General features: G+C 31.3%; 19 protein-coding genes. 16 read left to right on the forward strand and 3 right to left on the reverse strand.

Translation table 11 applies throughout. The annotated features are described in order from the left end of the window. Positions 1–1,096: 1,096 nt before the first annotated feature. The 5 genes from WAF17_RS01055 to WAF17_RS01075 all read left to right on the forward strand — a co-directional run bounded on the left by WAF17_RS01055 (position 1,097) and on the right by WAF17_RS01075 (position 7,087). The gene (locus WAF17_RS01055) at positions 1,097–3,091 is read left to right on the forward strand and encodes a dehydrogenase E1 component subunit alpha/beta (RefSeq protein ID WP_338770134.1); all 1,995 of its coding nucleotides are present in this window, start codon (positions 1,097–1,099) and stop codon (positions 3,089–3,091) included. 218 nt (positions 3,092–3,309) lie between these two features. Beyond that, positions 3,310–4,764 (forward strand): HTTM domain-containing protein, encoded by a 1,455-nt coding sequence (locus WAF17_RS01060; RefSeq protein WP_338765151.1) that lies wholly within the window; start codon positions 3,310–3,312, stop codon positions 4,762–4,764. 4 nt (positions 4,765–4,768) lie between these two features. After that, the gene (locus WAF17_RS01065) at positions 4,769–5,542 is read left to right on the forward strand and encodes an arylamine N-acetyltransferase (RefSeq protein WP_338765153.1); all 774 of its coding nucleotides are present in this window, start codon (positions 4,769–4,771) and stop codon (positions 5,540–5,542) included. Positions 5,543–5,560: 18 nt separating this feature from the next. After that, entirely contained in the window at positions 5,561–6,547 is a 987-nt protein-coding gene (locus WAF17_RS01070) for a lipoate--protein ligase (protein WP_338765155.1), read from the forward strand. Positions 6,548–6,751: 204 nt separating this feature from the next. Further along, the gene (locus WAF17_RS01075; protein ID WP_338765158.1) at positions 6,752–7,087 is read left to right on the forward strand and encodes a YbaB/EbfC family nucleoid-associated protein; all 336 of its coding nucleotides are present in this window, start codon (positions 6,752–6,754) and stop codon (positions 7,085–7,087) included. 201 nt (positions 7,088–7,288) lie between these two features. Here WAF17_RS01075 and WAF17_RS01080 read toward each other — a convergent pair whose 3' ends face one another. Beyond that, a complete protein-coding gene (locus tag WAF17_RS01080; RefSeq protein WP_338765160.1) occupies positions 7,289–8,857 on the reverse strand; it encodes a carbon-nitrogen hydrolase family protein in 1,569 nt (522 codons plus the stop codon). Between the two features lie 236 nt (positions 8,858–9,093). Here WAF17_RS01080 and WAF17_RS01085 point away from each other — a divergent pair, with 236 nt between their 5' ends. From WAF17_RS01085 to WAF17_RS01120, 8 genes are all read left to right on the forward strand, one after another. Next, complete coding sequence (locus tag WAF17_RS01085) at positions 9,094–10,917, forward strand: hypothetical protein (protein ID WP_338765162.1); 1,824 nt, start codon at positions 9,094–9,096, stop codon at positions 10,915–10,917. A gap of 108 nt (positions 10,918–11,025) precedes the next feature. Continuing rightward, positions 11,026–11,784, forward strand: a complete 759-nt coding sequence (locus WAF17_RS01090) for a SprT-like domain-containing protein (RefSeq protein ID WP_338765165.1) — start codon at positions 11,026–11,028, stop codon at positions 11,782–11,784. A 45-nt stretch (positions 11,785–11,829) separates the two neighbouring features. Next, positions 11,830–12,351 (forward strand): hypothetical protein, encoded by a 522-nt coding sequence (locus WAF17_RS01095; protein WP_338765167.1) that lies wholly within the window; start codon positions 11,830–11,832, stop codon positions 12,349–12,351. 20 nt (positions 12,352–12,371) lie between these two features. Next, entirely contained in the window at positions 12,372–13,199 is an 828-nt protein-coding gene (locus WAF17_RS01100) for a purine-nucleoside phosphorylase (RefSeq protein WP_338765170.1), read from the forward strand. Between the two features lie 9 nt (positions 13,200–13,208). Then, complete coding sequence (locus WAF17_RS01105) at positions 13,209–13,715, forward strand: hypothetical protein (protein WP_338765172.1); 507 nt, start codon at positions 13,209–13,211, stop codon at positions 13,713–13,715. Between the two features lie 97 nt (positions 13,716–13,812). Then, the gene (locus tag WAF17_RS01110; RefSeq protein WP_338765174.1) at positions 13,813–14,061 is read left to right on the forward strand and encodes a hypothetical protein; all 249 of its coding nucleotides are present in this window, start codon (positions 13,813–13,815) and stop codon (positions 14,059–14,061) included. Further along, positions 14,061–14,408 carry a hypothetical protein gene (locus WAF17_RS01115; protein ID WP_338765177.1) on the forward strand — a complete coding sequence of 116 codons (348 nt, stop codon included), beginning with the start codon at positions 14,061–14,063 and terminating at the stop codon, positions 14,406–14,408. Before WAF17_RS01110 ends, WAF17_RS01115 begins: the two co-directional genes overlap by 1 nt. 336 nt (positions 14,409–14,744) lie before the next feature. After that, positions 14,745–15,275 carry a hypothetical protein gene (locus WAF17_RS01120; protein WP_338765180.1) on the forward strand — a complete coding sequence of 177 codons (531 nt, stop codon included), beginning with the start codon at positions 14,745–14,747 and terminating at the stop codon, positions 15,273–15,275. A 25-nt stretch (positions 15,276–15,300) separates the two neighbouring features. On the opposite strand, the gene WAF17_RS01125 is transcribed toward WAF17_RS01120, so the two are convergent. After that, positions 15,301–16,002 carry a LytTR family DNA-binding domain-containing protein gene (locus tag WAF17_RS01125; protein ID WP_338765183.1) on the reverse strand — a complete coding sequence of 234 codons (702 nt, stop codon included), beginning with the start codon at positions 16,000–16,002 and terminating at the stop codon, positions 15,301–15,303. Continuing rightward, positions 15,999–16,790, reverse strand: a complete 792-nt coding sequence (locus WAF17_RS01130) for a histidine kinase (protein ID WP_338765186.1) — start codon at positions 16,788–16,790, stop codon at positions 15,999–16,001. The genes WAF17_RS01125 and WAF17_RS01130 overlap by 4 nt, the downstream gene beginning before the upstream one ends. Before the next feature lie 212 nt (positions 16,791–17,002). Here WAF17_RS01130 and WAF17_RS01135 point away from each other — a divergent pair, with 212 nt between their 5' ends. The 3 genes from WAF17_RS01135 to WAF17_RS01145 all read left to right on the forward strand — a co-directional run bounded on the left by WAF17_RS01135 (position 17,003) and on the right by WAF17_RS01145 (position 22,820). Further along, positions 17,003–17,875 (forward strand): ABC transporter ATP-binding protein, encoded by an 873-nt coding sequence (locus WAF17_RS01135; RefSeq protein ID WP_338765189.1) that lies wholly within the window; start codon positions 17,003–17,005, stop codon positions 17,873–17,875. A 58-nt stretch (positions 17,876–17,933) separates the two neighbouring features. Then, the gene (locus WAF17_RS01140) at positions 17,934–21,233 is read left to right on the forward strand and encodes a M1 family aminopeptidase (RefSeq protein WP_338765191.1); all 3,300 of its coding nucleotides are present in this window, start codon (positions 17,934–17,936) and stop codon (positions 21,231–21,233) included. A gap of 123 nt (positions 21,234–21,356) precedes the next feature. Continuing rightward, entirely contained in the window at positions 21,357–22,820 is a 1,464-nt protein-coding gene (locus tag WAF17_RS01145) for an OprD family outer membrane porin (protein ID WP_338765194.1), read from the forward strand. Positions 22,821–23,023: the final 203 nt, after the last annotated feature.

Raw genomic sequence — 23,023 nt, forward strand, 5'->3', positions numbered from 1 at the left:
GTATATTTATCGAAAATCTATTTCTTTCAAAAGACTTTTCTCAAAAAAAATACGTATTTTAGTATATAGATTGTAATTATTACGAATAAATACTAGTAAATTATCAATTGATTTCTATCCAAAAAACACAAACTAAGCAACTCACAATTCAACTAAATTGATTATGAATCCATTAGAACTAGCATTAAAAGCTGAACAAGAAGCAAAAGCAAAAAAAGAGCAAGAGGAAAAAGAAAAAGAAGCAAAAAAAGAACAAAAAGAAAAAGATATAGATAATAATTCAGAGAAAGAACAGACACAAACCAATACCATCAAAAAATCATCAAGTCCTCTAGATATGCTTTTTGATGAAGAAAAAGTAGAGGAGAAAAATGAAGAAAAAAGTACAGAAATCGAAAATACTATTCCTAATAAAAAGGTAAGTAATCCTTTGGATATGCTTTTTGATGAAGAAAATGATAAAGAAGAAGAGAAAACAGAGCTAGAAAAAGACCCAAATATTTTTGCAAGTCCTTTAGATAGAGCTGATAGTTTTTCAGAAGATGAAATGAATGCGATTAGAGAAGAGTTAGAAAACATGCACAAACAAACTCCATCAAAGAAGGAAAAATCAGAGCAAATAAAAGAAGAGATAGAATTAGAAATTGAATTAGAAGATACAGAAGAAAATATAGATTTTTTTGAAAAAATAGAATTTTCAGATGATTTACCAAAACCAAAAGCATACTTGAATGGGTTTGCTAAAAAAGAAAAAACAGAAGAAGGAAAAACAGAAGAGACAGAATTAAATGGTACATCTTTGCCCTCTTTAGAAGATAAAATCAATTCGATTCAAGAAGAACTAGAAATGGAAGTTGAGCTGTTTGATACTACTTATTTAAAAGATTCAATTCAAGAAGAATTAGATGAAAAAGAGGAGGAAATACAAACACCAAAAGAAAATGAAACTGAAATAGAATTACTGACAGATGCAGTAAATGACACTAAAGAACAAATACAAGTAGAAGCTATCTTCGAACAGGAAATTGAAGAAGAAACGTCAACTATTTCTGAAAATTCAAAAACAGAAATACGACAAACTTATTCTGAAGAGGAAATGATTTTTGATAGAACTGATATTTCTGATGAACAGCTTATTCATTTGTATAAATCACTTCTGAAACCTCGTTTGATTGAAGATAGAATGCTGATTGCACTTCGTCAGGGCAAGATTTCAAAATGGTTTTCGGGTTACGGACAAGAAGCTATCTCGGTCGGAATTGCAGAAGCCATTCAAACAGACGAATATTTATTACCACTTCACAGAAACTTAGGTCTCTTTACATCTCGTAAGATAGAACTTGAAAAGCTTTTTGCACAGTTTCAAGGCAAAAAAGAAGGTTTTACAAAAGGTAGAGATAGGTCTTTCCATTTTGGAACAAACGAACATCATATTGTCGGAATGATTTCGCATTTAGGGCCTCAACTGACTGTTGCTAATGGAATTGCTTTAGCTGATGTTTTGGAAAATAAAAAACGTATTACGGTTACTTTTACTGGCGATGGAGGTACTTCACAAGGAGATTTTCATGAAGCCTTAAACGTAGCTGCCGTTTGGGATTTGCCTACCATTTTTGTTGTAGAGAATAACGGTTATGGACTTTCTACGCCAAGTCATGAGCAGTTTCGTTGTAAACAATTTATTGATAAAGGAATAGGTTATGGAATGAAAGCTGTGCAGGTAGATGGAAATAATCTTTTAGAAGTTTATTCGACAGTTAAGAAATTGGCAGAAGAAATGAGAGAAAATCCTCGCCCTGTTTTATTGGAAATGATAACTTTCCGTATGCGTGGACACGAAGAAGCATCAGGAACTAAATATGTTCCAAAAGAACTTTTTGAGGTGTGGGAGAAAAAAGACCCAGTTATGAATTATGAAAAATTCTTGATAGAAAATGATATTCTGACAGAAGAAAAAACAAAAGAAATTAGAGAAGAATTTTTTTCAACCATTAAAAAGGCACTAGATACAGCTTTAGAATTACCTAAGATTGTTCCGAATACTGAGGAAGAAGAAGCTGATATGTATGCGCCTCACGAGCAAGAGCTTATTGCACCAATTAGTAGTAGTCAAACTCAAAAACGCTTAATCGATGCTATTTCGGATTCACTGCGCCAGAGCATGGAACGTTATCCAAGAATGACTATCATGGGACAAGATGTAGCCGATTATGGAGGAGTTTTTAAAATTACAGATGGTTTTGTTGAGCAGTTTGGAAAAGAACGTGTTAGAAATACACCTCTTTGTGAGTCTGCCATTGTGGGGGCTAGTTTAGGGCTTTCTATTCGTGGTTGGAAGGCTGTTATGGAAATGCAATTTGCTGATTTTGTTACCTGTGGATTTAATCAAATCATTAATAATTTGGCTAAATCTCATTACCGTTGGGGACAAAATGCTGATGTTGTGGTTCGTATGCCAACAGGTGCAGGTGTGGCAGCAGGACCTTTTCACTCTCAATCAAATGAAGCGTGGTTTGCTCATACACCAGGGTTAAAGGTAGTTTATCCTTCTTCGCCTTATGACGCAAAAGGACTTTTGAATGCTTCTATTGAAGACCCAAATCCAATTATTTTCTTCGAACATAAAGCTCTTTACCGTGCTATTTCAGAAGATATTTATGATGATTATTACACGCTTCCAATCGGAAAAGCTGCAACAGTTTCAGAAGGAGAAGATGTCAGTATTATTACTTATGGAATGGGCGTACATTGGGCAAAAAAGGCAGCTCAAGAACTGAATGAGGAGCTAGGAGAGAATCATTCTTTAGAAATCATTGATTTAAGAACGCTACTTCCTTGGGATAAAGAAACCGTTTCAGAAACTGTTAAGAAAACAGGAAAAGTAATTATTTTACACGAAGATTGCCTAACTGGTGGAATTGGTGGAGAAATTTCGGCTTGGATTGCAGAGCATCATTTTACAAATCTTGATGCACCAATTATGCGTGAGGGAAGTCTTGATACGGCTGTTCCATTTAGTGCAGATTTGGAGAAAAACTTCTTGCCTTATGAGCGTTTTGTCGATAAATTGAAAAAGCTTATTCAGTATTAGAATATAATTTATTAAAGCTGAAATCATTGTAAAAAGTCGTTTTTCTATAATATAAAATCTATGTTATGGAAAAATGACTTTTTTTAGTCTAAAGATTCTTTTCCTATATTTAAATCTCGTTAGGGAAGTTTGTAAACCTAATTCTAAGGAAAAATAACCTAGCCTTTGTTGTCATGTTCATAAAAACTTTGTCAGTAGTTTTTGGTAATCCAAACTAAATGAAAAATCTCCTCAAAGAACCTACTTCAATAGCTCCTTTAGTAAGTTTCCGAATTTTATTTGGTTTACTCACTTTTTTTAGCACACTTCGTTTTTGGTATATGGGTTGGATAGAAAAGCATTATATCAAACCTGTTTTTCACTTCAAGTATTTTGGTTTTGAGTGGGTTGAGCCGTTGAATAGTTATGGAATGTATGCTGTTCATATACTTCTACTTTTGGCAAGTTTAGGAGTTGCCTTTGGTTTTTTGTATCGTCTTTCTGCTTTTTTGCTGTTTCTGACTTTTACATATTGTCAGCTCATTGATATTACGTATTATCTCAATCATTATTATTTTGTGAGTTTGATGGCTTTTCTGCTCATTTTTGTACCTGCTCATCGTTTTTACTCACTTGATTGTATTGTTTTTGTAAATAAATCTGAAAATCAAAGTAAAGGTTTTACTTCAAAAATCTTTTCTGTTTCTCCTTCTCTTTTAGTTTCTCGTGCTTGGATTCTAATTTTCAAATTTCAACTTGCCATTACTTATTTTTATGCAGGATTAGCCAAGATTAATTCTGAATGGCTTTTTGATGCAATGCCTCTCAAAATTTGGCTTCCTCCTCATTATGATATGCCGATTTTTGGTTTTCTGATGAAGTATGAAATGACAGCTTATATTTTTTCTTGGGCAGGAATGTTTTATGATTTGCTTATTCCTTTTGCTTTATTCTATAAAAAAACTCGTTGGTTTGCTTATGTTGCAGTTGTTGGTTTTCACGCCATGACAGGATATTTATTTCAGATTGGAGTTTTTCCTGTTGTTATGATTGCGCTTACCTTAATTTTCTTTGAAGCAAAACATCACGAAAAAGTATTGAATTTTATTAGTTTTGCTATCTTTTCATTACTTAAAAAATCAAAATCAATAAGGTATTTTACATTTTATTCTACCAACAAAAAACAGTCTTCTCATCTATTACTAAATCCTCTCAGAAATTTTAAATTCATTTCTAATAAGTGGCTTTATATAATAGGAATCTATTTGATTTTTCAAATTTTGTTTCCCTTTCGCTTTATGCTTTATACAGAACAGTCGTACAATGAAACGCTTTTTTGGAAAGAAGAAGGGTATCGTTTTTCTTGGCGAGTAATGCTTATGGAAAAGTTTGGAAGTGCTACCTTTTATGTCAAAAATCCAAAAACAGGAAGAGAAGGAGTAGTAGATAATAGTGAATTTTTGAATCGTCATCAAGAAAAACAAATGTCTTTTCAGCCAGATATGATTTTACAATACGCTCATTTTTTGAAAGAGAAATATAGCACAGACGAAAACTCAGACCCAATAATTAGAGCTGAAGTTTATGTTACATTAAATGGACGTAGAAGTCAGTTATTTTTTGACCCAACTCTTGATTTGAGTGAAATTGAGGATGGTTTTTTAGAAAAGAAGTGGATTAATTCTTTGAAATAATAAAATGAATACAGAAAAATATCTCAAACGAATAAATTATACTCAGAAAATAGAGATAAATTTACAAACTCTAAATTCCTTACAAGAAGCACATTTAAAAACGATTCCTTTTGAAAACTTAGATATTCATAACAACAAAAAAATAGAGCTCCATAATGATTCTATTTTTGATAAAATAGTAGAAAATAAGCGAGGTGGTTTTTGTTATGAACTCAATAGTCTTTTTTATCAGTTATTGAAAGAGCTAGGCTTTGATGCTAAAATAATTTCTGCTAAAGTGTATAAAGGAACTGGAAATATCAGTCGTTCGGAAAATTATGGAAGAGAATACGACCACTTAGCTATTATTGTATCTTTCTTTAATAAAGAATATTTAGTAGACGTTGGTTTTGGTAAGTTTTCTCTACATCCTTTGCTTATTGAACTAGATATTTTACAGAAAGATATGATTGGAAATTTTATTTTTGATAAATTTGATGATGAATATTTCAGAATAAATGAATTGATAAAAGATGAAATCACTCCTCAATATATTTTTACAAAAAAAGAACGAGATTTGACAGAATTTAAAGAAATGTGTCTATTTCATCAGACAAGTTCAGATTCTCATTTTACAAAGAAGAAAGTTATTTCTATGTTAAGTACAGATGGAAGAATAACTTTAAATGACAATCAATTAAAAATTACAAAGGGAAGTCAATCAAAAGAAACTAACTTTGATGGAAGTAAAGAGCAATTTGAAAAGCTACTTTATCAATATTTTGGTACAAAACTATAAAACAAAAAATCTAACACCTTGAAAATCATCTTTTCGCCCTCTCATTATCCATTTTTTAACCTCGCTTTAGAGGAATATTTATCTAACTTCACAAACAAAGAAAGTGAGTATTTGCTTTTTTATAGAAATGAACCCTCTTTGGTAATGGGAAAAAACCAAAATGCTTGGGAAGAAATGAATTATAATTATTTACAATCTCAAAATATTTTTCTTTCTCGTCGTATTTCGGGTGGTGGAACGGTTTATCACGATTTGAATAATCTGAATTTTAGTTATATAAAACCACTTGATACAAAATTGGTCGCTAATTACGATTCACTTTTAATTCCTATTGTAGAGTTTTTGAAAACGCTAAGTTTGGAAGCAAATATAGGTCAGCGTTCGGATATTTGGCTAAAAAACAGCAAAGGAGAAAAACGAAAAATTACAGGAACAGCTCAATACACTAATAAGAATCGTTTTATTACACACGGAACACTTCTTTTCGATACAAACTTGGAAAAGCTAGAAAAAGCTATAACAATTCCTACAAACATAGAAGTTAGTTCAAAAAGTCTCAAATCAGTTCGAAGTAAAGTAATTAATATCAAAGAAGCTTTAGAAAATAAGGATTCTGAACCTATCTTGACCATAGAGCATTTTGAAGAAAAATTAGCTCATTTTATTTTGTTGTATTTTAATAAACCTGTTCACATACACGCACTTACACAAGAAGAAGTAAAGCAAATAGAGAAACTAGCGACAGAGAAATATAAATCCTTTGAATGGGTTTGGGGGCGTTCACCAGCGAGTGAAATTATTAGAAAAGTTAATTTCAAAAATCAAGAATATTCTATCAAAATAAAATTAAATAGAGGCGCAACTATTCAAGAAATTAGTACGGCAGATGAGTTTTTAAATACTCAGTTACAAAATTTAGTAGATAGAATCTATAAAAGAGAAAGTTTGGAAGAAATTCTTTTACCAATTGGATTTGAAGAAGGAGATTTAAAATTTTGGTTTTGATGTATTTTGTACTTCATTCTTTAAAGCAAATTCAAAACTTTTTGGCAAACCTATCGTTTTAAAAAAAATATTAGTCAAGACAAAATTTGAATACAAAAATAAAATAAGCTAAACACAGCATTTTAAACAAGAATTTTTGTATTTTTACTTCTAACTAAAAAAATAGCAAATCAATTATAAAGAACTAACTAAAATACCTATTCGATGAAAGACATGATGAAAATGTTTGGCAAAGTAAAAGAAATGCAGTCCAAACTACAAGAAGTACAAGAGCAACTCGTAAACATTACCGCCGAAGGAGAAGCAGGTGGTGGAATGGTAAAGGCAGTTGCCAACGGAAAAAAACAAGTGATTAAATTAGATATTGACCCAGATATTATAAAATCTGATGATAAAGAAATGTTACAAGATTTAATAGTTGCTGCCGTAAATAAAGCATTAGAAGGAGCAGAAGAAAAAAGCAAAGAGCATATGCAAAAAAGCACAGAAGGAATGATGCCTAATATTCCAGGAATGGATTTGGGTGGAATGGGAATGTAAAACTTCCACCTCGTTGACGGTCTTGACCTCAACGACGGTTTAAATATTTAAGAAAAAAGGAGAAGTGAGCAGGGCAGGGATGTCATTCATTGACGGGCTTGTACCTGTGTTTTCTCTCCTTAATTATTTAGATATAAAAAAGCCAATTTTGAAAATGTTTCAAAATTGGCTTTTTGTTGTTTCATTTACTACAAACTACAATTATTTAGTTTCTTTTTTATCCTTCCACTTCAAAGAATAAATATCTTTTCTACGGTCTTTAAGATTTCTTACGCTTCCATGGTTATGTAATTCTTTCAATAAATCAAGATTCACATCTGCAATCATTGTCATTTCTGAATTTGGTGTTGCTTCTGCAATAATAGCATTATTAGGAAAAGAATAATCTGAAGGCGAAAAAACAGCCGATTGTGCATACTGAATATCCATATTTTTTACCTTTGGAAGGTTACCCACACTACCAGCAATTGCTACATAACATTCATTCTCAACAGCACGAGCCTGTGAACATACACGCACACGCATATAACCATTCTGCATATCGGTAGAAAAAGGAACAAATAAAAGCTGCATTCCTTCATCAGCCATCATACGAGAAAGCTCTGGAAACTCTGAATCATAACAAATCAGAATACCAATTTTGGCAACATCAGTTTCAAAGACTTTTACTTTATTTCCTCCTGTCATTCCATAATCATCTACTTCACTCGGTGTAATATGTATTTTGTACTGAACATCCCAAGTTCCATCACGACGACACAAATAAGAAACATTATAAAGTTTACCATTTTCTAACAAAGGCAAACTACCACCAATAATATTTACATTATACGAAACAGCATAACCTACTAATTTGTCTCTTACTTCTTCTGTATATTCTGCTAGTTTTCTGATGGCTTTGGCTGTATCTTCCTCATTAAATTCTGCCATCAAAGGGACATTAAAGAACTCTGGAAACAAAACAAAATCAGCACGATATGAACTAAGCGCATCTACAAAAAACTCTACATTCTCAAAAAATGATTCTACAGATTTTACATTACGCATCTGCCATTGCACCACACCGATACGAATTACCTCTTTAGGTTGATTAACAAGAACAGGTTTTTCTTCATAATAAATATTATCCCACTTCAAGAGACTTGCATACGCTTCCGACTCAAAATCATCTGGCATATAGTTACGCAATACTTTCTTTACGTGAAAACCATTACTGAGCTGAAATGTCAAAACTGGGTCATAGATTTCTTTTTGCCTTACTTTCTCTATGTATTGTCTAGGTGTTACTTCATCAGAATATTTACTAAAATTTGGCATACGACCACCAGCAACAATACCTTTCAAATTCAAGTTCTCACAAAGCTCCTTACGAGCATCGTACAAACGCCTTCCCAAACGCATATTTCTGCTATTTGGATTTACGCTTACCTCTATTCCATAAAGAATATCACCATCTCCATCGTGATTGACAAAATTATCTTTTACAATATCGTAGTAGGTATGATTATCTCCATATTTTGCATAATCAATAGCCATACTTAGTGCATAGGCTACTACTTTTCCTTTGTCTTCTATACATATTTGTCCTTCTGGGAAAATTTCAAGTAGTTTTGTTACGTCTTTCTTTGTCCATGCTTGGTCTTTTGAATAAATTAGCTTTGAAATCTCTTCAATATCCTCTGCATCTGTGGGCAAAACGGTACGCAGTTTTAATACGTGTTCTGATTCTGATGAAGGAGTAATAAGTTTTTCGGAATTATCTATTGCCATAAAGGTTTTAAAAAATAAATGTTGAATTAAAAATAGTATCTAATTAATTGCGTAATTAACGCTTTTTTGAAGTGTGTGTGTATAGTATTGTGTATATTTGCAATCTTTAAAATCAATATACAAGATTTGTAATGCTTTCCTAAAGCATTCAATAAAACACGCAAAAATAAGCTATTTTAGATTAAAAATGTTTTATTTTTACGTATCAAAACCAAAAATCACTCATAATTTAAAAGATGTATCAATCTTACCTTTCAGAAGCTAATCAAGCCTTTTCAAAATTCAAAAATCAATCTCGTCTGATTGCTACTATTCGCCTTATTTATTTTTTTGCTGCGCTAGTAGTGCTATATTTCCTCCTACCAAAAGGTTGGCAAATAGTAACAGGAGTTAGTTTTTTACTGTTTTTTGGTTTTATTTTTTTAGTAAAACTCTATCAAAAATCTGAACAGAAAAGAAATTATTGGAATAATAGAATCAAACTTTTAGAAACTGAAAACGAAAGGTTAGACTATAATTTTGAAAAACTTGATGATGGGATGGAATTTTATGACCCACTTCACGCCTATATCAAAGATTTGGATATTTTCGGACAGACAAGCCTTTTTTCTTATATTTCAAGAACAAATACAAGCGTAGGAAGAAGTTTTTTGGCGAATTGGCTTTCAGAAAAAACAGATGAAAAAACAATTCTTCGACGACAAGAAATAACACAAGAACTCGCAAAAGATGATAAAGAAAGCACAGAATTACGCCTCCATCTACAAACGACTGCACACCTAAGCGAAGAAACGACAAAAGAATACGCTCAACTCAAAAAATGGCTACAAACAGAAGATACATTTTTAGAAAACAAATTTCTGAATATTATTCGCTTTGTATTACCAATTCTGACGGTAGGAAGTTGGATTGCTACGTTTATGGGATTTGTTACTTATATTTTGCCTGTTTTTCTTTCTTTGACTCAACTTGGTATTGTGGGTAGTTTGTTTCCAAAACTTCAAATGACTTATGATACCGTAGGAAAAAATATTCCCTTTCTTCAAAAATATGCTGCTCTGTGGGAAATCATAGAACAAGCAACTTTCAGAAAGCAAGAAACCAAAACGCTACAAAGTAAGCTAAACGGAAGTTCGAAGGCAGCCCAAGAACTAGCCAAAACACTAGAACTTTTTGAATATCGTATGAATGGTGTTGCTTTCATGTTTTTGAATGGAATGTTTTTGTGGGATGTTCATTTTGCTATAAAATTAGAAAAATGGAGAAAAGAACATAAACTCAATACGCCAAAATGGGTAGAAACATTAGCCGAATTTGAGGCTCTTTTTAGTTTTGCATCGTTTTCATTCAATCATAAAGAGTATATTTTCCCTACTATTTCAGTTTCTATTAAAAACCAAAACACAGCAGAAACAAAGAATACAGAAAATGCTTTTGAGATAATAGAAATGGCACACCCACTTTTAAAACAAGAAGTAAGAGTTCCGAATGATTTTACAGCTAAGAATATAAGAGAAATTGCGCTTATTACAGGCTCAAATATGGCTGGAAAGAGTACATTTTTGAGAGCGTTGGGAATAAATATGGTTTTGGCGTGTGCTGGTGCGCCTGTGTGTGCCACAAAATTTGATTTCGTTCCGATGCTAATTAGTAGTAGTATGCGTATTATTGACTCCTTAGAAAAAGGGGAATCTTCATTTTTTGCAGAACTCAAAAGGCTAAAACAAATCTTAGATATTTTAGAAGAAGCAGAAAAACGAGGTGAGTATAATATGATTCTGTTAGATGAGATTTTGAGAGGAACAAACTCAAAAGACCGTTATTTGGGTTCGGTTGCCATTATGAAGCAGCTTCTGAAACTTCCTGCTACGGCATTTATTGCTTCTCACGATGTAGAGCTTTCAAAATTGGAAGAGCAGTTTCCAGAACAAATTACTAATTATGCCTTTGAAGTAGAAAATCAAGATACAGGACTACATTATCCTTACAAAATAAAAAAAGGTGTTTGTCAGAACACAAATGCCGTATTCTTGATGCAAAAAATGGGAATTGAAATGTAAATATAAAAATCCTCGTTGACGGTTCATTTGACCTCAACGACGGTTAAGATAGCAAGATTTTTTTTCAACCAACGAGCTTAAAAGCCTCGTTGAGGATTTAACGTAACTATGAAACTTCTAACTTACCATTATTCAAGAGAAGAAATTAAAAAACGTTTTGAGAAAATCCGTCAGCAAGTTTTTGTTCACTCAAAACAAATAAAGACGGATGATTTTAAGGTAGTTTCTAATGAAGATGTGAAGTTGGTTTTTAGTATGTATGATACTTACTTTTTTGATAATTACTTTAACGAAAACAAAGTAATTGATAGAATGGCTTTTGATTGGTCTAAAAAAATGACTTCGGCAGGTGGGAAGCTAATGTATTATAAGGTTACAAAGCAAAATCCGATTCAGTTTAGAATGCGTATTTCGGCGTATCTGATTTTTAATTCTTTCAAAAGCAATGCTACCCAAACGCTAAATATAGCAGGTTTTGAGGTCAGTAATCGTTTAGAGGCTATGATGCACGTCATCGAACACGAAATTATCCACTTGATAGAGTTTTTGGCTTTCAATGATTCTAGTTGCAAAAAAGATAATTTTAAAAAACTAGCTAATTCTATTTTCGGACACACAGCTTTTACACATCAACTCCTGACAGGAAGAATGGAAGCTCTAAAAGAATATGATTTGAGAGTAGGAGACTGGGTAAGTTTTTCGTTTGACGGAAGAAAACACAAAGGCATCATCCACAGAATCACGAAACGAGCTACTGTAATGGCACTAGATAAAAATGGAGAGTATAAAGACAATAAAGGAAACCGATTCAAAAAATATTATATTTTACTGAAATATCTGAATAAATTAGAGGAAAAACCAGTTTGAGTTAGTGTTATATTTTGAAAATCAAAGTTATTATTTATAAAAATTATGCAGCAATATATAAATCAGTTGGTAGAAGATCTAGACGAAAAGTCACAAACAAAAATTGAAGCTCCTGATTATACATTACTCAATCCAGACCATCCAGCTATTGAATATGGCTTAGATTATTTGGTAGCGTGGGAATGTGCGCCAGACCTTACCTACTCTGAAGTATTTGAGATTCCAAACGAGGCTTTTCCTCCAGCAAAAATGCTCAATGATAAACAAGCAAAACAAGTATTTGATGCTATTGTTAATCTTTTGAGAGTCAATAATATAGAATTGAGCTTACCAGAATGTTTGCCTTCTTTCTTAGTTTTATACCGTGAATTGAGAAGAGAGTGGAAAGAAGGTAGCATCAGAATTATGCCAGATGATGATGGAAGAACACATATAGATTTTTGTCATTACAACGGAAAAACCTGTCCTTGGGGAATGGATTTTTGTACTTGCAAAGATGAAGATTGGTATAATGAAGATTATGATATAGATAACTTTTCTACAAATGACGAAGATTTGCCCTTTTAAAAAAATAACACTATAAGTAAATGGAAATGGAATTCGAAAAACTCAATGAAGCTCTTACTTTTATTCGTTCTTTTTATAAAGACAAACCAAAAGTAGGAATTATTTTAGGAACTGGCTTGGGAGCATTGGTAGATGAAGTAGAAATTGAACTAACTATTTCTTACCAAGATATTCCACATTTTCCACTCTCAACGGTAGAGAGCCACGCAGGAAAACTTATTTTTGGAAAACTCTCTGGTCAGAATGTAATTGTGATGCAAGGACGTTTCCATTATTATGAAGGTTATTCGATGCAGCAAATTGTATTTCCTGTGCGTGTCTTGAAAATGCTAGGAATTGATTATTTATTTGTTTCAAATGCTTCTGGTGCTTTGAATCCTGAATACAAATTGAGTGAACTGATGGTTTTGGAAGACCATATCAATCTTTTACCTGAAAACCCTTTGGTTGGTAAGAATATAAATGAACTCGGTATTCGTTTTCCAGATATGTTTGAACCGTATTGCAACAAACTTATTCAGTTAGCAAGTGAAATCATACAGCAAAATCATAATATAGAGTTTCACAAAGGAGTGTATGTCAGCGTTTCGGGTCCTAATCTTGAAACAAGAGCAGAATACCGTTATCTAAGAACCATAGGCGCAGATGCTGTCGGAATGTCGACGGTGCCAGAAGTGATTGCAGCCGTGCATATGAATCTACCAGTTTTTGCTGTTTCTGTTCTGACAGATTTGTGTCAGCCAGAGAATGTAAAGCCAATTACGCTAGAGGAAGTATTAGCTGCTGCTGCCGAAGCCGAACCCAAAATGGCTTTTTTATTTAAGGAAATGATTAAGAAATTGGATTAATTAGAAAGAATGCTACAAATAAATATTTTACTCAAAAAAAAGGGGGTTAAAATAAAAAATAAAGGATTATCACAATTAGAATCTTGTTTTATATCTATCTCAGAACCAATTGAAGAAATTAGAAAAAATCTTGAATCTGATTTTTATATTGAAGGAGCTATATCCATAAAGCAAGGAAATACAGAACTGATTGGTCTTAAAGAATGGGGTTTAATAGATCAAACTTTAAGTTATTTTTTATCAGCATTATGTGAAATAACATTTGAAAAACAAAGTGAAGTAGAGTTTTTATTTCCAGACCAACCACTCAAAATTAATTTAAAAAGTAAAGAAGGTTATATTATTTTAATGACAGAGAAAAATAAAATTACAGTAAGTTTAATGCCTTTTGTTTCAGAAATAACAGAACAATCTTTACTTTTTTTTGAAAAATTAAATTTATCTCTAAATACTCAAAGATATAACGAGGAGATAATGATGATTAAGAAATTGAGAGATTTTTATCAACTTAATTAATAATTTCTAACATGTAACTTTTGTAACTGACATAGGTAGATAGAAGAACTAATTTTGTTTTATTATTTATCCAGTCAGTTTATACAAAAGAGAGAGAATGAAATTCATTTTTTACACACTTATTTTATATGCTTTTTTGTTTTCTTCTGCGACTATTTACGGACAAGAACACGCTAAAGAAGACGAAAATCATCAAATTCCAAAAAGAAAACAAGCACCTGATCCTTATTTTTCTTTTAAGGAATTATCACCAACTATTCATTGTTTTGAAGGTTCTTTAGAAGAAAAAACATTGGCTAACGCACTTCGTAAAGGATTTTTAGTGCAAAACTTCGCAATTTTTTGATGTTTACGGGTAATCAGAGAGGATTGAATGATTATTATGCTAATGGTTTCGGAATGGGATTGCATTATAAAAGTAAAAATTGGCACGGTCTGCATATAGGAGTAGGAGGTTTTTTTAAGTTTAATACCTTTTCAAATAACCTAAAAAATAGCAGATACGAACTTGATTTATTCGATATTGAAGACCCAGAAAACCATCACGACTTAGATAGATTAGAAGAGTTATACTTAGCGTATTATACTAAACATTTTACTGCAAAAGTGGGACGTTTTAGTCTTCAAACTCCTTACATAAACCTTCAAGATGGGCGTATGCGACCAGCCATACAGGAAGGTTTGCATTTATAATGGAATCCAATAAAAAAGATACAGTTTGAAAGTGCTTGGATTTGGGCAGTTTCGCCACGTAATACTGTTGAGTTTTATTCTGTTGGACATTCGTTAGGTGTTAATTCGAAAGGAATCCGTACAGATGCTTTAGAAGCTGATTATTTTGAACATCAAAATACAAAGGGGATATTTTTATCAGATATTTTATTTGATTTTGACAAAATAAAGTTCCACTTACATAATCAGTATGTTGAAAATATTTTCAATACTTCTCTTTTTAGTGTAGAGTATATTGATTTAGACAGTACAACTTTTTCTCCTTTATTTGGGGCGCAATATCACTATCAAAAAAGGTTGAACAATGGAGGAAACCCACACTCCGAACTTGCCTCCTATGAATCTCAAAAACAATCACAGGTGTTTAGTTTTCGTTTAGGAGTCGCAAACTACAAACATTGGTTTACTCTAAATTATACACGAATTACTAAAGACGGTCGTTTTTTATTGCTTAGAGAATGGGGAAGAGAACCGTTTTTTACTTTTATGCCTCGTGAGCGTAACGAAGGACAAGGCGATTTACATGCGTTCAGTACACAATATCATTCTTTTTGGCTAGAACACAAGCTCTCACTTACTCTTGGCTATGGTTATTATGATTTGGCTAATGTTAGTAATCATAAATTGAACAAATATCAACTTCCTTCCTATCATCAATTCAATGTTGATTTAAGATATAAATTTGAAGGTTATTTTGAAGGATTAGAAATGCAGTGCTTAATTGTCAGAAAAGACAGTGTAATACCTCAAGAAAATGAAAAATATATTTTTAATAAAAACAATCTTACAAATTATAACTTTGTTATAAATTACCATTTTGGAAAATAAAGTCTAAAAATATTTACTTGAAACTCTAATTATTTAATAACTCTACTATTTTTTCTCTATATAACTTTCCAATTGGAATAGAATTATCTGAAATAAATATCTGATTTCCTTCAATGCTCTGTATATGTTTTACTGCAACTATGAAAGAGCGATGAACTTGTAAAAAACTATTTTGTGGTAAAATATTAGCCAAGCTAGTAATTTTTTCTCTAATCGTAATTGTTTCATCCTTTAAGACTACTTTGATATAATTCTTTGAAGCTTCAAAATATAAAATATCATTAAGTGTTACTTGAATATGTTTTTTATTCGAACGTATAAACATACGTTGTATTTCGTCTTCCTGTTGGCTGGAGGATATGGTGTTTGTTTCTTGATAGAATGCTTTATTAACTGCTTTTAAAAGCCTTTCGAATGAAAAAGGTTTTAATAAATAATCAACTATATCTAGCTCATATCCTTCTAAGGCATGTTCTTTATAAGCTGTCGTTACAATAACTTTAGGTGGCTTTTGTAGTGTTCTTAAAAATTGAAAACCTTTCAGTTTAGGCATATTCAAATCTAAAAAAATCAAATCTACAGTTGTTGAGGTATTCAAGAACTCTAGTGCTTCAATAGCATCATAACAGTTTTTTACTAGATTCATGTTGGGAAGCATATCACAATATTTCTTTATAATATCATGTGCAATATACTCATCATCAATAATTATATAGTTGGTAGTCATATTTTCAAATTTAGTTGAGCTTCGTAAATAGTACCTTTAATTGATGTTTCTAATTGGTGTTTTTTTGGATAAACTAACTCTAAGCGTCTTCTCAAGTTTTTTAGCCCTATTCCAGAATTTTTAGATATTTCTTCTGCATCAAAATTATTTTCTATTTTAAAATTAATTTCTGATTTATTGGCTTCTAATTTAATAGAAACAAAAGCATCCTTTCTCAAATTTTCTACGCCATGTTTAAAGGCATTTTCCAATAAAATAATAAACAACAAAGGCATTACTTTTTTATTTCCATCAACTATATCGATATCAAACTGCACATCAATAGTTTTGTGGTATCTCATTTTATGTAATTCAATATAGTTTTTAAGATAGATTACTTCCTCATCTAATGACACCCAGTCATTTTCTCCTTCATAGATGCTATAACGCATCATTTCGGAAAGTTTTAAAATTAATGCCTGTGCTTTATCGGTATCCTGTGCCACCAAACCGTATAAATTATTTAATGTATTGAAAAAGAAGTGTGGGTTTACTTGGCTTTTCAAGTGCAGAAGTTCAACCTGTTTTTTCTCTTTCTTGAGGACAAGAATTGATTTTATTTGAGAAAAAGTCCAGCGAGTAACTTCAATAATCATCACTAAAAAGAAAATCATACTAAAAATTACAAAAGACTCGTCTTCTCCAAATATATCATTAAAAATAAGGATTATAAGAGTAGTAACAATAAAAAAGGTGAGTTTTGCCCAACCAGCGATTTGTATTTTGAGTAGTTTTCGAATTAGTTTCATCTTCAAAAGTACATAAAATGTCAAGCTCTACATATTTTTAGGGACAAAAACCTATTTCTGTATGACAGACTATCAAAATGTCGTTACGAGTTCATTTATTCTACCCATTGAATTTTTCTATCACGCCAATACGTGTGTTTGTACCAGTTTATTGATTTACGCATAGTACCTCCATAGATTTGAGAAAAAACTAAATAATCACTAAAAAAATTATGGTACAATTAATTATTTCTGACCTCTCAAAAACGTATGACAATGGAGTAAAAGCTCTTCAAAATGTCTCACTACAAATCTCTAATGGAATGTTTGGTTTATTAGGACCTAATGGTGCTGGAAAATCAACTTTAATGCGAACACTAGCAACACTACAAGAAGCAGATGAAGGAAATATTCAATTTGGAGAATTAGATATTCTGCAAGATAAAAATGAATTACGAAAAGTTGTGGGTTATTTACCTCAAGAGTTTGGCTTATATCCTCGCTTATCGGCTGGAGTATTATTAAATCACCTTGCTATACTAAAGGGCATCATTAATTCTAAAGAGCGTAAAAATAAAGTAGAAGAGCTACTTCATAAAGTAAACTTACACCACGTAAGGAAACAAAAACTAGGTAGTTTTTCAGGAGGAATGAAACAGCGATTTGGCATTGCACAAGCATTATTGAATAATCCTAAACTATTAATTGTAGATGAACCTACTGCTGGATTAGACCCTGTAGAACGCAATCGTTTTTATAACTTATTGAGTGAAATAGCAGAAGATACGATTGTGATTCTATCAACACATATTGTCGAAGATGTCAAAAACCTATGTACAAATATGGCAATTATAAACAAGGGAAAAGTAGTATTAAAAGGAAGTCCGATAGAAGCAATAAACTCAATAAAAGGCAAAGTGTGGAAAAAGATAATTGACAAGTCAGAACTAGAAGAATATGAAGCTAACTATACTCTCATATCTAAAAAGCTGATTGCAGGAAAACCTATCATACATATTTTTAGTGAAAACAACCCAAATAATAATTTTCAAGCTGTTGAGGCAGATTTGGAAGATGTGTACTTCTCACAAATTTTTGGAAACTAGAATCACAGGTTATAATTGCTATTTACTTTTCATTTTTCAATAAAAAATCATTAAATCTATGTGGTACGAAATTTTTAAATTTGAGATAAATTATCGCTTAAATCGTTGGGATACCTATTTATTCTTTGTGTTTCTATTTCTCTTTTCCCTTTTTGGAGTCGAATTCGTTTTTGAAGGAATTGATTTAGGTTTAGTTAAAAAAAATGCTCCTATTATAATCGCAAAATCTATGGGAGCTATAACAGGGTTATCCATGTTGTTTGTTTCGATGATTATGGGAGTGCCTGTTTTGCGTGACTTTCAGTACAATATTACTGCTCTTATTTATATAAATCCTATTTCAAAAAAAGATTATCTACTAGGGCGATATTTAGGGTCAATGGTCGTTCTAATTTTTATATTTAGCGCAGTATTATGGGGTATGATTTTGAGTGAATTTATGCCTTGGAGCAACGCAAATGAATATCTACCCTTTCAATTTACTAACTATTTACAACCTTTTATTTGGGTAGCTTTTCCTATTGTTTTCTTTGGAGCATCTTTATTTTTTGTAACAGGTGCATTGACAAAAAAACTAATGGTAGTCTATACACAAGGAGTAATTATATTTGTAGTCTTTCTTCTGACAAAATCTATTACAAACGAACATTTACAAGCACTAATTGACCCTTTTTCTTTAACAACACTCACTTTGAGTACAAAGGAATGGACTATAACAGAAATGAATTATAGTCTTATACCTCTTACAGGTGCAATGCTTTACAACAAACTATTTTGGAGTTTATTAGGAATAGTTACTCTTTGGTTTGGCTATATCAAATTTCAGTTGGTAGTATCAATGAAAAAGCCAAAAAACAAACATAATACAACTGCGCTAAAGAACACTAATATTTTATCTAAAGATTACACAAAAAAAACTGCTACGGTTTATCCCTCTTATGGAGTAAAAACTCAATTAATTCAGTTAGTCTTTAGTACATGGTTTCATGCAAAATTCATTTTTAAAGAAATATCATTTTGGGCAATCGTTTTTTGTAGTTTTATTATTATCCTTATCAATTCAGTAAGTCTGGGAACTGTTTATGGAGTAGCTAGCTATCCAACGACTTATCTTATTATTGAAGAATTACAAGAAATGTCGGTGTACTTTTTTGCTATTATTCTTTTGTTCTATTCTGGAGAGATAATTTGGAAAGAAAAAGAAGTGAAAGTAGATTTAATTTATGATGCTACACCAGTTAATAACATAGTGATTCTAACTAGCAAGTTTTTTAGCATGTTACTAATTTATAGTGTTTTAATTGTAGCATTAATCATAGGAGGAATAGTATTTCAAACAAGCAGTGGCTATTATCATTATGAATTAGATGTATATTTCAATGGTTTTTTTGTAGAAATACTTCCTTTTTTACTGCTTTATACTCTAGCGTCATTTTTCTTCCATATTATTACAGGAAAGAAGTTTTTAGGTATTTTGATGACCTTAGTTTTCTTTATTATAAATATTGCAATAGGAATTTTTGGAGTAGAACATGTACTTCTAAATTTCGGAGGTAATGCTTTAGCTAAGTATTCAGATATGAATGGGTATGGACATTTTATGTTACCATTTATTTTAGTTAAAACATATTGGCTTTTCTTTTCTATTTTTTTATTTCTGATTGCCATTGTTCTTATCCCAAGAGGCACAAAAATCAGTTTAATTAAAAGGTTAAAGTTATTTCGATTAAAGAAAATAGAACCTTCTATTGCAGTTCTTGGAGGTGTTTCAATGCTATTTTTTATCCTTATTGGTAGCTATATTTTTTATAATACCAATGTCCTAAATCAGTTTTTCACTAGACATGAAAAACAAGCATTTAGAGTTTCTTATGAAAGAAAATTGAAAAAGTTTGAATATTTACCTCAACCTAAAATTACAGATGTGAAGTTAAATATTGAGTTATATCCATCTGAAAGGTCTTATGAAGCAGAAGGATATTTTCTTTTAAAGAATCAAACTGAAAATTCTATTCAAGAAATCCACGTGCAAAATCATCCTGATGACAAATTAAAACTATCATCTATTAGTTTTGATCGTAAAACTAGTCTAAATAATGAGTTTATAGAATTTGGTTATTCAGTTTTCCATTTGGAAAAGCCTTTACATAAAGGAGATTCCATAAAAATGAGTTTTAAACAAGTATTAAAACCTACTGGATTTGAAATAAGTGATTCAGATTTTAAAGTAGTTTATAACGGTACATTCTTTAAAAATTCTATGCTTCCTACATTGGGTTATAATAAAGATTATGAAATTGATGATGCCACTACAAGAGAAGAATATAAATTACCCAAAAGAACAAATAAGGCAAGTCGTACTAACTCTAAAGAACTTGTAAATGCAAGAGCAGGAAGTGATTCAGATGGACTTTTTTTAGATATGGTTATTGGTACAGAATCTAATCAAACAGCTGTTACATCTGGAGATTTAATTGCAAAATGGTCAAAAAATAAGCGTAATTATTTTTATTATAAAACTAATCAACCTATAATTAATTTCTATCCTATTATATCTGCAAATTATCAAATACACAAAGAGAAGTATGTACCTGCTGGAAATAACTTTGACAAAATAGTTGATTTAGAAATTTATTACCATAAAGGACATGAATATAATCTAAGTAGCATGATGAAAGGAATGAAGGCATCACTAGATTATTATGGCACTCATTTTAGTTCATATCAATATAATCAATTACGTATTGTAGAGTTTCCACGATATAGAGAGTTTGCACAGTCTTTTCCAAACACAATACCATTTTCAGAAGGGCTTGGTTTTATGTTAGATATTAAGAAGGAAGATGTAGATATGGCATTTTATATCACAGCTCACGAAGTTGCCCACCAATGGTGGGGATTACAACTAGAAGCTGCAAATGTAAAAGGAAGAAACATGATTTTAGAAACTTTATCTCAATATTCTGCGCTAATGGTCTTAAAGCAAACGTATGGAGAAAAATCTGTTAAAAAATTCTTAGAAATACAATTAGAGGATTACCTTAAAGGAAAACGAAGAATAAAACAAGAAGAGGTTTCCTTAGCATTGGTAGAAAACGAAAAGCATATTTATTATGCCAAAGGAGCAATAAATATGTATGCTTTAGAAAATTTAATTGGTGAAGAAAAAGTAAACCTTGCATTAAGAAATTTCTTAAATGATTGGCACACATTTGAAAACCAAAGTAAACCCAATCGTTATGCAACAACCAAAGATTTACTTGAATATTTTAAAAAAGAAACATCTGATTCATCAAAATATATTATTGATAATTTATTTGAAAAAGCAACTCTTGTAAATAAAAACGACAAGAATTAAATCATAGATAAGCAAAGTGGGAGTATAAAACTATCCGATGTAACTTTTGTAACTGACATAGATAGATAGAAGAACTAATTTTGTTTTATTATTTATCCAGTCAGTTTATACAAAAGAGAGAGAATGAAATCCATTTTTTACACACTTATTTTATATACTTTTTTGTTTTCTTCTGCGACTCTTTACGGACAAGAACACGCTAAAGAAGAAAAAAATCATCATACTCCAAAAAGAAAACAAGCACCAGATCCTCATTTTTCTTTTAAAGAACTATCGCCAACTATCCATTGCTTTGAAGACTCTTTAGAAGAGAAAACATTAGCTGATGCACTTCGTAAAGGCTTTTTTAGTGCAAAAATGCGTAATTTTTTGATGTTTACTGACAACCAAAAAGGATTAGAAGATTTTTATGCTAATGGTTTTGGAATGGGGTTGCATTATAAAAGTAAAAACTGGCACGGCTTACACATGGGAGTGGGTGGCTTTTTTAAATTTAATTTACTCTCCAATCATTTAGAGGATAGTAGATACGAACTTGATTTGTTTGATATCGAAGACCCAAAAAATCATCACGATTTAGACCGATTAGAAGAGTTATACTTAGCCTATAATACTAAACATTTTGCTGCAAGAATAGGACGTTTTAGTATTCAAACTCCTTATATAAATCCTCAAGATGGGCGTATGCGTCCAGCCATACAAGAAGGTTTACATTTACAATTGAATCCTATCAAAAAATTACAATTTGAAGGAGCATGGATTTGGGCAGTTTCGCCTCGTAGCACGGTTGATTTTTCTTCCGTTGGAAATTCATTAGGTATTTATTCAGAAGGAATCCGTACAGACGGCTTGGAAGCCAATTATTTTGAACATCAAAAAACAAAAGGAATATTTTTATCAGATATTTTACTCAACTTCCAAAAGATAAAATTTCATTTGCATAATCAGTATGTTGAAAATATTTTTAATACTTCGCTTTTTAGTGCAGAATATATTGATTTGGATAGTACAACTTTTTCTCCTTTATTTGGGGCGCAATATCACTATCAAAAAAGATTGAACAATGGAGGAAACCCAAACTCTGAACTTGCTTATTATGAATCTCAAAAACAAGCACAAGCTTTTAGTTTTCGTTTAGGAGTGGCAAATTACAAACATTGGTTTACACTAAACTATACACGAATTACTAAAGATGGTCGTTTTTTGTTACCTAGAGAATGGGGAAGAGAACCATTTTTTACTTTTATGCCTCGTGAACGCAATGAAGGACAGGGCGATATACATGCCATCAGTACACAATACCATTCTTTTTGGCTGGAACACAAACTTTCGCTTACTCTTGGTTATGGTTATTATGATTTGGCTGATGTTAGCAATTATAAATTGAATAAATATCAACTTCCTTCTTACTATCAATTTAATGTTGATTTGAGATATAAATTTGAGGGTTACTTTGAAGGATTAGAAATACAATGTTTGGTTGTTAGAAAAGAGAGTGCAAAACCACAAAAAAATAAAGAGTACGTTTTTAATAAAAACAATCTTACGAATTATAATTTAGTCATAAACTATCATTTTGGTAAGTAAAAATAAATTCCTTTTTTTTTATAAAGCTTTACAAGTTGTCACAAAATTTTCTTTAAAGAAATACACAACTGCTACAATTACAGTATAAGTCAGCCTCGTAGAGCAAACTATTTATAATTTTGCTTATTTTCAGTTTCTATATAAGCAGTCTGCTCTTTGGAACTAACCTATTTATTTGAATAATGTCTAGTAATATTGTTTTT

This window comes from Bernardetia sp. ABR2-2B (genome assembly GCF_037126435.1).
Classification (GTDB): domain Bacteria; phylum Bacteroidota; class Bacteroidia; order Cytophagales; family Bernardetiaceae; genus Bernardetia.

Coding starts and splice junctions, on each gene's coding strand:
- WAF17_RS01055 (WP_338770134.1), top strand. CDS start 1,097: ATGATTTTTGATAGAACTGATATTTCTGATGAACAGCTTATTCATTTG.
- WAF17_RS01060 (WP_338765151.1), top strand. CDS start 3,310: ATGAAAAATCTCCTCAAAGAACCTACTTCAATAGCTCCTTTAGTAAGT.
- WAF17_RS01065 (WP_338765153.1), top strand. CDS start 4,769: ATGAATACAGAAAAATATCTCAAACGAATAAATTATACTCAGAAAATA.
- WAF17_RS01075 (WP_338765158.1), top strand. CDS start 6,752: ATGAAAGACATGATGAAAATGTTTGGCAAAGTAAAAGAAATGCAGTCC.
- WAF17_RS01080 (WP_338765160.1), bottom strand. CDS start 8,857: ATGGCAATAGATAATTCCGAAAAACTTATTACTCCTTCATCAGAATCA.
- WAF17_RS01085 (WP_338765162.1), top strand. CDS start 9,094: ATGTATCAATCTTACCTTTCAGAAGCTAATCAAGCCTTTTCAAAATTC.
- WAF17_RS01090 (WP_338765165.1), top strand. CDS start 11,026: ATGAAACTTCTAACTTACCATTATTCAAGAGAAGAAATTAAAAAACGT.
- WAF17_RS01095 (WP_338765167.1), top strand. CDS start 11,830: ATGCAGCAATATATAAATCAGTTGGTAGAAGATCTAGACGAAAAGTCA.
- WAF17_RS01100 (WP_338765170.1), top strand. CDS start 12,372: ATGGAAATGGAATTCGAAAAACTCAATGAAGCTCTTACTTTTATTCGT.
- WAF17_RS01105 (WP_338765172.1), top strand. CDS start 13,209: ATGCTACAAATAAATATTTTACTCAAAAAAAAGGGGGTTAAAATAAAA.
- WAF17_RS01110 (WP_338765174.1), top strand. CDS start 13,813: ATGAAATTCATTTTTTACACACTTATTTTATATGCTTTTTTGTTTTCT.
- WAF17_RS01115 (WP_338765177.1), top strand. CDS start 14,061: ATGTTTACGGGTAATCAGAGAGGATTGAATGATTATTATGCTAATGGT.
- WAF17_RS01125 (WP_338765183.1), bottom strand. CDS start 16,002: ATGACTACCAACTATATAATTATTGATGATGAGTATATTGCACATGAT.
- WAF17_RS01130 (WP_338765186.1), bottom strand. CDS start 16,790: ATGAAACTAATTCGAAAACTACTCAAAATACAAATCGCTGGTTGGGCA.
- WAF17_RS01135 (WP_338765189.1), top strand. CDS start 17,003: ATGGTACAATTAATTATTTCTGACCTCTCAAAAACGTATGACAATGGA.
- WAF17_RS01140 (WP_338765191.1), top strand. CDS start 17,934: ATGTGGTACGAAATTTTTAAATTTGAGATAAATTATCGCTTAAATCGT.
- WAF17_RS01145 (WP_338765194.1), top strand. CDS start 21,357: ATGAAATCCATTTTTTACACACTTATTTTATATACTTTTTTGTTTTCT.